The following is a 12,132-nucleotide window of genomic DNA, read 5'->3' as shown; positions in this document are numbered from 1 at the left end:
GCCTCTACGTTTGTGGTATAATCTGACGTACCTGTAATGAAGCCACTGATTTCTACCTTACTCCTTTTACTTTTTGTCTTTGCAAATGCTTACAGCCAATCCAAGTCCGGACTTAAAATAACCGGTAAAATCACCGATGTATCAACCAGTAAACCTGTCGAATATGCATCTGTTGGCCTTACAAATCAACTTACCAATAAAGTTGTAAACGGTGCTGTTACAGATACCACGGGCTTCTTTGAAATTGTTGGTGTTATGCCGGGCAGCTACGCTATTAGTATCGATTTCATCGGTTATCAAAAGAAAGAATTAAAAGATATCCTCATCAAGGATGGAAGTAAAGCACTTTTACTTAATACGATAGCAATGACACCTTCTGTGAAAATGCTCGCAGAAGTTACGGTTTCGGGCCACGCAGCCATTGTGGAAAACCAGATTGACAAAATCGTTTACAATGCTGGCAATGACATTACTTCCCAGTCTGGTGTAGCACTTGATGTTTTGAAAAAAGTACCACAGGTTTCTGTTGATATCGACGGGAATGTTGAATTACAGGGAAACCCCAATGTGCGCTTTTTAATTAACGGGAAACCGTCTAGCGTGTTTGGGAACAGCCTAACTGATGCGCTTGCCTCCATTCCGGCCAGTCAGATCAAAAGCATTGAAGCCATTACCAGTCCGGGTGCCAAGTATGATGCACAGGGAACGGGTGGGATTATCAATATTATTTTAAAAGACAACCGCCTGCAGGGTATCAATGGAAATGTTAACCTGTCGGGCGGCACCAGGCTGGAAAACGGCTCGGTCAACCTGAATTTCAGACGTAATAATTTTGGTGTAAATGCCTTTTTTAGTGGCAATAAACAACTCAGTTCCAGGACACCAAGTACGCAGGATCGCCTTTCTACAAATATTTCCGATACGACTACTATCCGACTTTTGCAAAACGGTTATCAGGATTTTCAAAGAAGCGGTTACCGTTCGGGAATTGGCTTCGACTGGACTTTGTCAAAAAAAGACAATCTGATCGGCGCTGTCGGATATAACAATTTCAGCAGCAAAAGCGCGGGCATTACCGACATTATCCAGACGGTTTTTAATGCGGCAAATGCACCAATTTCTTCCACTGATTTAATCCGTAATTCTAACAGCAACGGAGGTATCAGCGCGATTGACTGGTCTTTGAATTATATCAAAAAATTCAAAAAAGATGGTCAGGAACTGAATGTACTTTACAGTTCCAGTTTTGGCAGACCGCTTAACAATTACAGCCAGATCCAGAATTACAGTTCAGAAGCTATTCCTTATTCCGGTACATCAGGAAACACGCCTGGAAACGATAAACAAACCAACATTTCGATCGATTATGCGCATCCGGTCACAAAGAAATTCCTGATTGAAACGGGTGTAAAAACGGTTTTGCAGGATATTAACAGTAACGCGGATGTCAGGGTGTTGAAATCTGCACTCAACCAGTTTGTTCCTGATCTGACACAATCATATCATCTGAATTATAATATGAAGATCTATGCGGGGTATTTGTCCACCACATTTTCCATGTTTAACTGGCTGAATGTGAAGGCGGGAGCCCGATTTGAGCATACAGATGTAAAAATAGATTATCCGAATACCTTTATTCCTTCTTACAACAACCTGGTCCCGTCACTGATTTTCTCACATAATTTCAAAGACGAACAGTCACTGAAACTGGCTTTCACGCGCCGGATCGAGCGGGCAGAATACCGGGAAATTAATCCGTTCATGAACCTGAGCGATCCATATAACATCACGGCCGGAAACCCGCTGTTAAAACCCGAGATTGGAAACAACTTTGAACTGGGTTATAACAAGGCTTTCAACAACGGCGGAAGTGTGTACATCGCTTTAGTAGAAAGGATCAATACAAGCGATATCAAACCTTACACTACTTTTTATCCTTCCTATCTGATCGGGGATTCGACTTACCAGAATGTGTCGGTAACCAACCGTCAAAATATTGGCACCGAGTACAATTCGGGCGTAAGTGTCTCGGGTTCAATGCCTTTAACGGATCACCTTAATCTGCGTGGGAATTTTGTCGTGACTCAAAAACGAGTGGTTAACAACTTGCTGTTAACCGACAATGTAACCAACGGAACCAACTGGCGTTTTAATTTAAATGCGACTTACCTACTGCCGAAAGATCTGATCCTGGAAGGGTTTGGCAATTATTCTTCGGCGATCAACACCATTCAGGGAAAAAGACCGCAACAGCTAACTTACAACTTCGCTTTCAGAAAGCAGTTTTACCATAAAAACGCAAGCATAGGTTTCACAGCGATTAATCCATTTACCAAATACATCAGCCAGGTTACGACCATCAGAACTGCAAATTACATTGCGACCAACAATGTTCTTGTCCCTTACCGCTCATTTGGAATCAGCCTCACCTACAAGTTCGGAAAACTGGAATTCAAAAAGGGGAAAGATCAGAGCAACGATTTTCTACATAGCGCCCCAAGTACGGACAATTAATCCACCTCTTTTTGACAACTGATTTTATCATGAAACAACTAATCATTTCTCTGACATTTCTGATGTTTTCTCAGGCTCAGGGATTTTCTCAAAATGCAGATTCAACTGTAAAAGAAATCAAGCTTCAGCAGAGCAGGGTTAGCCCGACCAGATTTACACTTAAACAACTTTATGTGCCAGCATCCCTGGTTTTGTCAGGGTTTATAGCCAACGGACATTCACAGGAATCAATCAAAAATGAGGTTGCAGAAGAACGTAACGAGCATATTCCGCATTTCAGAACGAGCCTGGATGACTATTTGCAATTTTCTCCGCTTGCGATTGCATATGGCCTGGACGCCTTTGGTGTAAAATCAAAAACAGATTTTGTTAACCGGTCAGTCATACTTGTCAAAGGGGAAGTTTTGGCAATAGGAACCACTATGGTACTAAAAAGAGCGTTTCATACCTTGCGGCCAGACGGAACTACGCATAACTCATTTCCCTCTGGTCATACAACCCAGGCTTTTGCAGCTGCTACTTTTTTGAGTGAGGAATACAAGGATACTTACAAATGGATGCCTTATGCTTCTTACACGATCGCTTCATCGGTTGGGCTACTTAGGGTCGCCAATAATCGCCACTATATCAGCGATGTGCTTGTTGGGGCAGGAATTGGCTTTTTAGCTATGAAAGCATCATATTGGACACATCGATATAAGTGGGGCAAGAAACATCATACCGTTAACTGATGAAATATTATTGTACATTAACCATTTTAGTAGTTACTCTATTCTTTCTGACCGTGCAAGCCAGTGCGCAGGAGTTTCTGAATAACTTGACCTTTTCAGCTGGTTATAGCATTCCAGTTGGAAAATTTGCCAACCCAAAACCAAATGATCCGTTGGCAGGATTGGCAGGATCCGGTTTTTATGACCAGATCAACTATGGGCGCCCAATACGGAAAGGGCTGAGAGTTCGCTTCTCAGGAAGAATAAATAGTAACAGCACCAACTTGGGTCCGATGATAGCCAAGGCGAATTCTTATGCTATTGTCACCGGCAACAAATATGGCTGGCAAAGTGATGTGTCAAAATGGAACTTTTGGAGCGGTTTTAATCGGCCCGACTTTATATGCCAAAATAAAAAAGTTCGTGATTGATGGATATATTCAGGGTGGTATTGCAAGAGCCCGAACTCCTTCGGCTAATTTAACTGGCAGCGTATTGACAGCAACCCAGCTGGTTGACCTGGAAAGCCAGCAGATTAATATTTTACTTGATCACAAATCAGTCATGCCATTTGGCTTTAGAGGTGGGATCAGTGTTGGATATAAATAGAGCTATCCAACAACTAGTTGAACGACAAACGGTTTATTGCGGTTATTAATATTGGTGCGCTGATTGGGTTTGCGTTTTAAGGTTACCTTTTTAAATATACGTCAAAACTAAAACACCTATGATGAAATTTCATTACAACTTTTTTCTTCTTCTCTTAGCAGCTGAATTATTTTCGTGTAAAGGCACCTTCCAATTTAGTCCCAACCAGATCATTTTAAAAGACACAGAAAAAAATCTCACCGCAAAAAACATTGAAAGAATCAAGCTATTAGCAGCAACCGATACGGTAAGATTTATTGTTGCATCAGACACGCATCAATGGCTTGATGAAACTGCTGATTTTGTAAAAAGTGCCAATGCACAAAGGAGTATATCTTTTGTTATACACCTAGGAGACCTTTCTTCCACTGGTATCGCACAGGAATATAAATGGTTTTACGAGATAATGTCTGGGTTAAATGTACCGTATTTGACTGCAGCCGGAGAAACGGACCTAATGGACAAAGGAGCTGTTTACCATGAAATGTTCGGCATGGAAGATTATTCTTTTGAGATTGCAAATGCTAAATTTATTATTATCAATACTAACTCCAGCGTGAATAACAACGATGGTTTAGTGCCCAACGTTTCCTGGTTAAAATCTCAGCTTAGTAACAATACTGACAATAAAGCAACAATAGTTTTGGCGCACACTCCTCCTTTTGACAAAAATTTTAACAAAAATATGGAAAAACAATATGTTGAATTACTTAGAGCTGATTCCAATTTTAAGATTTCAATTTATGGACATCAACATGCCTTTAATGAAAGTACACCTTATAATGATGGTGTAAAGTACATAGTCACAACCAGTATGAAAAAAAAGGAATATTTAATTATCTCAGTATACAAGAATGGGTATCATGTCAATACCATTTCCTTTTAAACTTTGACCAGGTGTTTTTCACTCAATGGATTTAACTAGGATGTTGCTTGCTGTCTGTGTATCAATGACATCTTAAATATGCGTCAGCCTCATCAATCTGCAAGGGAAATTCCAAAAATACTTTCATTTTTTTATAATGCATTCTTGCCAGGGGTGTTTGCCTTTTTGTCCACAGTTACTGCCAAACCTGATACGAAATAGAAAATTTAAGTAATTCAACTCTTGGCAATATTCTTAACTATCTCTGCCTATAATTTTGAATGTGAGATATTCGAGTACACGAAATATCGAATCATACCAAGTTTAAATTCTAGTTTTCCTACCAAATATTAGTCTAACTCAGGCTAATAGGCAAAATATTTTCTTATCCTTATTATCATGGTTTCAACATGTCGAAACCAACTTAATGAGACGGGTGTCATCTATTTCTCAGCTTCAGAATGGCCCTAAGCCTTTCTATATTGATCGTTTTCTGATTGTTTAACAGATGCATACAATATTCTGTGTGAAATCTGTGAAATTGCAATAGCTGAATTGTTTCTTGTATCCACTTTTCAGTTGTAATTTTTTTTTGCAATCTTATTTCTGTTTCCTTGTGCATTAATTCATTCAACGAAAATAGATCCCAAGTTCCAAAATGATATAAATCTGCATCACAAATAATGTCCTGAAGTATCGATTTTGGCATTTGAGGCATCTTTGTTGCGAGAATGCAATCCCTGATCAAAGCCAGTATTTTAGTGGACAAAAATTCAGCTAAAAAACTCGATGCAATGTCGGCACTTCTCATTTCATGCCCGGATGGATCAGCGTCTATTAAATAGCCGATATCATGAAACCATGCCGCTACCATTACAATAAAGGATCTTTCTTCATCTAATTGAAGATTTTTACAAATCTCCTTCGAATGAAAAACAACATTTCTGGTATGTTCAAGATTATGAAACACCAAGGTTTCAATTCTATTATTCCTAAAAATGTCAGTGACGTATGTCTCGACCTCTTTAAGAATCTCTGGATACATCATAATATTCAGCTCGGTCAACTATTAGCCCTAAAATCAGGAAAGGCAGGGGTCAACTTCACCCCTGCTCTTTTAAACTACATCCATCTTATTCTGCCTGCACTTTTAAAAACTTTCCGGCTGTATCGAAGATCAGATCCTTTTTGTTAACCTCCGCTTCATAAACTACTTTTCCGTCAGCCTTTGTAATTTTAGCAGCTTCTTTAACAGTGGCATTTTTATAATTCTTTTTGACATAATCCTGTGCTGCTTGCGGAAGCTCGGAGACATTCATTAGCACTTCTGTTTCTTTCAAACTGCCCTTCGTATCATATACAGCTGACATTTCCTTGCCATTCTGCATGAAACCTACTTCATAGTCGCTTTCTTCCTTTTCCCATTTTACATTTGAAGAGCCCGGAAAAGCTTTATTGAAAGCCGCAGATACTGAAGTTGGCGGCGCGTCTTTTTTCCCTACTTTCTTTTCCTGAGCTTTCGATACCGATACGAAGCCAGCTGCAATCAGCATTACCAAAATAACACGTTTCATGATTTATATAATTTTGTTGGATATTGATTCAAACTTAAAAACTGATTCTGGAGAATTATTGGAGAAATAATTTCTGCCAGAAAAAATAATACACAATGAGTTTCAATGGTTTCTGATATAATTATCGGCCTCATCAGTCAGTATCGGGTATTCAGAAAGTTCTTTTACTTTCTTGTAATGCAGTTTAGCCTGCGAGACTCTGCCTTGCTTACTATCAACAGCTGCCAAAACCTGGTGGGCCAATGCAAGTAAATGTTCATCTTTCACTTTGGCATCTAAAATCTGGTTGGCATCATTAGTAGCCTGGCTTAAATTTGAGGTCAAAAGGTTATATCTTGCCCGGTTGGCCAACGCAAGGTCTTTGTAGCCAGTGACATTACTGACCATTAAATTCTGAATATAGACCAGTGCTTTTGCAGGTTTGCCTGCGCTAAGTAGTACTTCTGCCAATTTCCCCTGTATATACAAGTTGTTGGGATAGGATTCTGCCAGCGAGAACAAATCCGGCAGCGCCTCATTTGGCTTTTTCTCATAATCAGTCAGAATATGAGCCAAATAGATACCAGCTTCCGCCTTAGAAAACATCGATGTTTGTGAAGCCATTTTGAGTTGTTTCAATCCTTCCGTTTTATCACCATCCTGCATAAACCAGACAAATGTTTTATAAAATGGCTTTATCTGCACGTATTCTTCCCGGTAATAATTGAAAAGCCCTGCGACAAGAAGAAAATCCGGATAGGTCTTTTGCAGGTCAAAGCTTTTTTTTATGTACGGATAGGCATTTTTTGCATGCCCGACGGAAGCAATCGTGGCGTGTTGAAAATTATCCATCCTTGCCAAAAGTGCTTCTGCTGAAAAATAAACAAACATTGCCTCCGGGACATCCCTACCTGAGCCATCCAGCCATTTTGATGAGTTGTTTGATGCTTCATTTAACAATCCTCTGATCTGCTCTTCCAGTTGCTTATTGCCCCGTGCCGGATACCATTGCCAGTATTTATTGGTAGCAGAAAGAAGGCTGATCGCCGGATGTGCAGGATATTGCTGGGCCAGTTGTTTTGTCAAAAATTCAGCCTTCATGAAATTGAATTTATAAATCTGGTCAACACAATCGCTGATTGCTTTTCTTCCGATCACACTGGAACTAATCACAGTATAGTTTGCCTGCGCATTAATTGTTGTTACGAGTAAAAACAGTAGAGCAAGGATTCTAAAAGATCTTTTTTGACACGAGCTGATTACCGACGCTGAGTGCTTGTTTATTAAGCTCATTATCTCTCTTTGGTTAGTTCTAATTGACTTTATTTTCTTAAAAATTCTGCTATTCAGGATAAATAAACTGCACAGGCTTCGAGCGGATATAATGGCCAAATACCCCAATACAACCCTCAATATTTGAGGTTAAAAAAACGGGTTCGACAAACGGGTTTGAGGTAGCCAGTTTTTGTTTGTCAAGTTGATCGAAGAACCGTGCTGAAGACGGATCCATAGCCTGCAGATAAACCTGGGCAATCGAACCTTTACGGTGCGAATAAGTGGGTTCGACTGTAACACTTACCTGCCTGCCATCTCCGCTCCCAGTATCAAAATAAATGGCTCGACCAACCTCCTTGACTGTAAAAAAATGAGCACCGTTACATTCACTTTTGTAAGCCGTTTCCGTCTTGCGAGCACTACTGTCGATCTGTCGGGACATTTCCACGCGGTAGGCATTTACCTGCCCGGGAGTATCAGTAAAGCCGACTACTACACCTTCGTGCTCTCCATAGATATCTTTAAATGCAGAAATATACCCTACCTGGTCAATCTTTGGTTTTAACTGGTTTACCGTTGTTGTAGAACGGTAAGTCTTTCCTTCGTAACTAACTTCCATGGTGTAGGTTAGCCCTTGCTTCACTTGGAATTTTCCCTGATAAAAATAGGTATCCTGACAGTAAAACGAATCCCTGCCCATAGTAGTGATCAACGAATCTCTTGTTTCCGGTGAACTGATAATTACCCGTGCACCAGGAACGAACAGATCTGCCGGCGTGATTTGAGAAGAGAAAAACCCTGTTGATTGACTTAGATATAGCCTGGGAACCTCACCTGCAACCAGCATACATTGGATCGACAACATTCCCTGGTATGGTTGAATTTTAACGTTAATATTTTTTTCACACCCGATACACATAAGAATAGCAACAAAGCTTATCACAACGTAAAAGAACGACCTCTTAAAGACATTTTTATTTTTTTTCATATCAAAAAGTGATTTGATAACTAACCGATGGAATAATGGGAAGTAGTGACACTTCACGAGCGACGGGCTGCCGGGTGAAATCATCCGTAGTAGTGTATACAAAGTATGGATTCAGCCTGCTGTAAATATTATAGGCACTGAAAACCCACTCCGTATCAATTTTCCTTTTAAACCAGTTCTTTTGTTTTTTGTATGTCAAACTCACATCTAATCTGTGATACACCCTCATCCGGTAATTATTTCTGGTGGTGTAGTCTGAGTAAATGGAATTGTATAGCGAGCTGCCTTCATCAACCTGGACTTTTCCAACAGGAAGTGTGTAAGGTCTTCCTGTGTAAAATGTAAAATTACCGGCCACGGTCCACTTAGGAGATAACTCATAACTTCCAACAACGGCCAGATTGTGCCTTCTGTCATATGAGAATGGAAAGGCAATACCTTTATTCAGCTTGTCAAATTGCTGCGTTGTTTTGGATAAAGTGTAAGACACCCATCCTGTTAAGCGGCCAGTGTTTTTCCTGGCATAAAACTCAAGGCCTGTACTGTTTCCCTTACCAAAAACAAGGTTTTGCTCAATATCGCTACTTGTGGAAAGCTGTGTTCCTTCTTTAAATAAGACCTGATTTTCCATCTTTTTGATATAGCCTTCAATGCTGAATTCATACATATTATCATTGCTGTTTTTGAACCAGCCAATGGCAAATTGACGTGATGTCTGAGGCGCAATCGCCGCCCCACTGGCTATCCAAATATCTGTTGGAAGCGATGCTGTGGAATTTGGCACCAGATGAAGGAACTGATTCATTACGGTAAAGGATGCTTTAAAAGACGAATGCTCAGAAATAGAATATCTGGCTGATACCCGTGGTTCAAGACGGACGTAGGTGGTAGTGCTTCTGAAAAAAGAGGGCATCCGTAAACCGACGGATAATGCTATACGCTTACTGATATTCCAGTCGTCGTTTACATAAAGAGCGGCTTCGCTGGCATTCTGCCTATGAATACTATCTAATGGAAATGCCGGAATCTTACCGCTCTTGGGTATTTTGGAAGAAGCGGATAGTGGTGAAAATGCATGCCTGATTAATGTAGCTCCCCAGTGCATGGTATGTTTCGGTGAAAGGTAATATTCCCAGTCGGATTTGAATGAATAGTCACGGATACCTGTATAAATCTGGGAATTATAGCCGCTCTGTAATGTTGACAAACTCAATTGGTATTTGTTGATCAGCACCGAGGTATTCACAAATAGTTTTTGGTTAAACAAATGGTTCCACCTGACCGTCGCGGTACTGTTACCGAATGTTATACCATAATTTAAACTATTTACTCCAGTGTATTGTGCGTCGTCATTACCAGTAAAGGCGCTAATGAAAAGTTTGTCCTTGTGACCAAAACTGTAATTGATTTTCGCATTCAGATCATAAAAAACATAATTGGTCTGGTTCTTCTTGGGGAGAAAAGGTTTTAACAACAAATCAAGATAGGTTCTTCGGCCAGAAACAATGAATGAACCTTTGCCTTTTGATAACGGCCCTTCCAATGTAAGGTTAGAAGAAATAAGCCCGATCCCTGCCTGTCCACTGAATTTTTTCTTATTTCCTTCACGCATCGTAACATCCAATATTGATGATAACCTTCCTCCATATTGTGCCGGAAAGCCGCCTTTTATAAGTTTAACCTGATTCAGTGAATTAGTATTAAATGTGCTGAATAACCCAAACAAGTGATTGGGATTATAAACAGGCGCATCATCAAGCAATACAAGGTTCTGATCACTATTACCTCCCCTGACATAGAAACCGGTAGTTCCCTCCTGCCCGCCCTGAACGCCGGGAAGCGTTTGTACAGTTTTCAAAATATCTCGCTCACCAAACAATACAGGAAGTGTTTTCACCAGGCGCATCGGGATACTGATGGCACTCATTTGCGTGCCGGAAATATTATCTTTTTGATTCTCTCTGATGGTAACCTCTGTAAGTTCCGTTGAGTTTTCTTCCATTGAAAAATCAAGCCGTTGACTTTTAGGGCGTTTCAGTGATACCAGCAGGTTATTATATCCAACATAGCTAACTACAACCACGAGTGAATCCGACGGCCTACAGCTCAAAGAATAGAATCCAAAATTGTTAGTTGTGGTTCCGATTCCCTGAGATGCGATTTGAACCGCCGAACCTATCAGTGCCTCACCCGTTTTGGCATCGCTCACATACCCACTTAATACAACCGACTGGCTCATTAGATCGCTCAGCGGAAAAACCAGCAGACAAAAAAAATACAAATGTTTGATCATTACCTGTTAGTTAAGGTGTGCATACATGGGAATCGTGAACTTTGTCCAGAGGAAGTTTTGCCAAACAGGCTCTGATATTGTATTATAATATTCTTCACTTATTTCCACTTCGACAGCGCGAATCATAATATGGATCATCAGATCGAAAACGTCGGTCAGATAGAGTACAATATCCTTTGGAAAATTAACTCCGGTTTGCGCCTGGACAAAACCAAGCATCCGTCGGATCTGATTATCAGACATATTTAAATCTACCTTGAAATTAGTTTCAAGGCTAACACGTTCGGGAAGTATACCTTGTTGAATAAAAAGGTGATATCTGAGAGTGCTCAAATTGAATTTCATATCGATTAATAATTTTGAATTGACTTTCCTGATTCCCAAACAGATTCAGAAACCTGTAACGGTATGTGTTTAGAGTCCTGTTCAACTTTAACATCCATCGGACGGAATGGCATTATCAGTAATTTATTAAAACGGTCCAATTCACTTTCGTCCCGGATCGTATCAACGCCAAAACGAACTTGATGGACATCGAGCCTACCGAAAGTGCCAAACAGTCTGTCCCAAATACTTAAAACATCCCCAAAATTCATGTCCGTGTAAGGCTGCGTGTCATGATGATGTACGTGATGAAGATTAGGTGTAATGAAAACCCATCCTAAGATCTTGTCCAGTTTCTCAGGAAGTCGGAGATTGGAATGAGCAAGGACATTTGAGAATATCTGGATGAATTGCCTTAACATCAGCGCCCAAAATGCTGCTCCGGAAATAGCGATCCAAAGTATTGTAAAAAGTAAGCGAATCGCTGTTTCGCCAGGATGCTCACGCAGCGTTGAAGAAACATCGACAACCTCGTCGCTATGATGAACCAGATGAAACCGCCAAAGAATTTTGTACTTGTGCATTAGCACATGATAAAAGTATTCGAACAGGTCAAGCATGATGAAGGTTGTTACAAATTCTGCCAGTAACGATTGACGAAATGGAATCCAGTTTAACAAACCATAATGATGTACTTGATTCCAATGAAATACCGCTACAAACGCCAAACCCAAAACAAACTGGACCGGTGCTGCCGTGAGTACGAACATCGCATTTCTACGCGCATGGCTCCATTTATTATAGTTGCCAGTCAGGTTTTCAGCATTCCATAAAAGAGCCAGGGAGACCATTAATATGGTAATTCTGATTTCATCCGGCGCGGATTGAATGTAATCTATCATGATAAAAATTATGGGTGTTTACTGAAAAAAGGATAAGGGTCTAAGCAAGTCTGTTTGACT

At 40.3% G+C, this 12,132-nt stretch carries 12 protein-coding genes; 5 read left to right on the top strand and 7 right to left on the bottom strand.

Annotated elements, in window-relative coordinates; genetic code table 11:
• The first annotated feature begins 36 nt into the window (after positions 1-36).
• The 5 genes from E0F88_RS19625 to E0F88_RS19605 all read left to right on the top strand — a co-directional run bounded on the left by E0F88_RS19625 (position 37) and on the right by E0F88_RS19605 (position 4,758).
• Positions 37-2,514, top strand: a complete 2,478-nt coding sequence (locus E0F88_RS19625; protein WP_131959982.1) for a TonB-dependent receptor — start codon at positions 37-39, stop codon at positions 2,512-2,514.
• Positions 2,515-2,543: 29 nt separating this feature from the next.
• Complete coding sequence (locus E0F88_RS19620) at positions 2,544-3,245, top strand: phosphatase PAP2 family protein (protein WP_131959981.1); 702 nt, start codon at positions 2,544-2,546, stop codon at positions 3,243-3,245.
• A complete protein-coding gene (locus E0F88_RS19615; RefSeq protein WP_131959980.1) occupies positions 3,245-3,655 on the top strand; it encodes a hypothetical protein in 411 nt (136 codons plus the stop codon). Before E0F88_RS19620 ends, E0F88_RS19615 begins: the two co-directional genes overlap by 1 nt.
• On the top strand, positions 3,648-3,833 hold the full coding sequence (locus E0F88_RS19610; RefSeq protein ID WP_131959979.1) for a hypothetical protein: 186 nt from the start codon (positions 3,648-3,650) through the stop codon (positions 3,831-3,833). Before E0F88_RS19615 ends, E0F88_RS19610 begins: the two co-directional genes overlap by 8 nt.
• A gap of 118 nt (positions 3,834-3,951) precedes the next feature.
• Positions 3,952-4,758 carry a metallophosphoesterase family protein gene (locus E0F88_RS19605; RefSeq protein ID WP_229213834.1) on the top strand — a complete coding sequence of 269 codons (807 nt, stop codon included), beginning with the start codon at positions 3,952-3,954 and terminating at the stop codon, positions 4,756-4,758.
• A 418-nt stretch (positions 4,759-5,176) separates the two neighbouring features.
• Here the strand turns inward: E0F88_RS19605 and E0F88_RS19600 are convergent, their stop codons facing one another.
• The 7 genes from E0F88_RS19600 to E0F88_RS19570 form a co-directional block, all read right to left on the bottom strand.
• A complete protein-coding gene (locus tag E0F88_RS19600) occupies positions 5,177-5,785 on the bottom strand; it encodes an HD domain-containing protein (RefSeq protein WP_131959978.1) in 609 nt (202 codons plus the stop codon).
• 85 nt (positions 5,786-5,870) lie between these two features.
• Positions 5,871-6,311 carry a PepSY-like domain-containing protein gene (locus E0F88_RS19595; RefSeq protein ID WP_131959977.1) on the bottom strand — a complete coding sequence of 147 codons (441 nt, stop codon included), beginning with the start codon at positions 6,309-6,311 and terminating at the stop codon, positions 5,871-5,873.
• Between the two features lie 102 nt (positions 6,312-6,413).
• Positions 6,414-7,583 carry a tetratricopeptide repeat protein gene (locus E0F88_RS19590; protein ID WP_131959976.1) on the bottom strand — a complete coding sequence of 390 codons (1,170 nt, stop codon included), beginning with the start codon at positions 7,581-7,583 and terminating at the stop codon, positions 6,414-6,416.
• A gap of 49 nt (positions 7,584-7,632) precedes the next feature.
• Positions 7,633-8,430 (bottom strand): DUF4249 domain-containing protein, encoded by a 798-nt coding sequence (locus tag E0F88_RS19585; protein ID WP_220466343.1) that lies wholly within the window; start codon positions 8,428-8,430, stop codon positions 7,633-7,635.
• Between the two features lie 124 nt (positions 8,431-8,554).
• On the bottom strand, positions 8,555-10,846 hold the full coding sequence (locus E0F88_RS19580; RefSeq protein ID WP_229213833.1) for a TonB-dependent receptor: 2,292 nt from the start codon (positions 10,844-10,846) through the stop codon (positions 8,555-8,557).
• A gap of 6 nt (positions 10,847-10,852) precedes the next feature.
• Entirely contained in the window at positions 10,853-11,191 is a 339-nt protein-coding gene (locus E0F88_RS19575; RefSeq protein WP_220466341.1) for a hypothetical protein, read from the bottom strand.
• A 5-nt stretch (positions 11,192-11,196) separates the two neighbouring features.
• On the bottom strand, positions 11,197-12,072 hold the full coding sequence (locus tag E0F88_RS19570; protein WP_131959973.1) for a sterol desaturase family protein: 876 nt from the start codon (positions 12,070-12,072) through the stop codon (positions 11,197-11,199).
• Between the last annotated feature and the right edge of the window lie 60 nt (positions 12,073-12,132).

Source organism: Dyadobacter psychrotolerans, from assembly GCF_004349265.1.
In the GTDB taxonomy this organism is placed as follows: domain Bacteria; phylum Bacteroidota; class Bacteroidia; order Cytophagales; family Spirosomataceae; genus Dyadobacter; species Dyadobacter psychrotolerans.
The sequence above is the reverse complement of the archived record's forward strand: the minus strand, read 5'-3'. Positions and strand labels throughout refer to the sequence as shown.

What these genes read in the sequence shown, in the direction of transcription:
- E0F88_RS19625 (WP_131959982.1), top strand. Translation starts at nt 37, where the DNA reads ATGAAGCCACTGATTTCTACCTTACTCCTTTTACTTTTTGTCTTTGCA.
- E0F88_RS19620 (WP_131959981.1), top strand. Translation starts at nt 2,544, where the DNA reads ATGAAACAACTAATCATTTCTCTGACATTTCTGATGTTTTCTCAGGCT.
- E0F88_RS19615 (WP_131959980.1), top strand. Translation starts at nt 3,245, where the DNA reads ATGAAATATTATTGTACATTAACCATTTTAGTAGTTACTCTATTCTTT.
- E0F88_RS19605 (WP_229213834.1), top strand. Translation starts at nt 3,952, where the DNA reads ATGATGAAATTTCATTACAACTTTTTTCTTCTTCTCTTAGCAGCTGAA.
- E0F88_RS19600 (WP_131959978.1), bottom strand. Translation starts at nt 5,785, where the DNA reads ATGATGTATCCAGAGATTCTTAAAGAGGTCGAGACATACGTCACTGAC.
- E0F88_RS19595 (WP_131959977.1), bottom strand. Translation starts at nt 6,311, where the DNA reads ATGAAACGTGTTATTTTGGTAATGCTGATTGCAGCTGGCTTCGTATCG.
- E0F88_RS19590 (WP_131959976.1), bottom strand. Translation starts at nt 7,583, where the DNA reads ATGAGCTTAATAAACAAGCACTCAGCGTCGGTAATCAGCTCGTGTCAA.
- E0F88_RS19585 (WP_220466343.1), bottom strand. Translation starts at nt 8,430, where the DNA reads ATGTTGTCGATCCAATGTATGCTGGTTGCAGGTGAGGTTCCCAGGCTA.
- E0F88_RS19580 (WP_229213833.1), bottom strand. Translation starts at nt 10,846, where the DNA reads ATGATCAAACATTTGTATTTTTTTTGTCTGCTGGTTTTTCCGCTGAGC.
- E0F88_RS19575 (WP_220466341.1), bottom strand. Translation starts at nt 11,191, where the DNA reads ATGAAATTCAATTTGAGCACTCTCAGATATCACCTTTTTATTCAACAA.
- E0F88_RS19570 (WP_131959973.1), bottom strand. Translation starts at nt 12,072, where the DNA reads ATGATAGATTACATTCAATCCGCGCCGGATGAAATCAGAATTACCATA.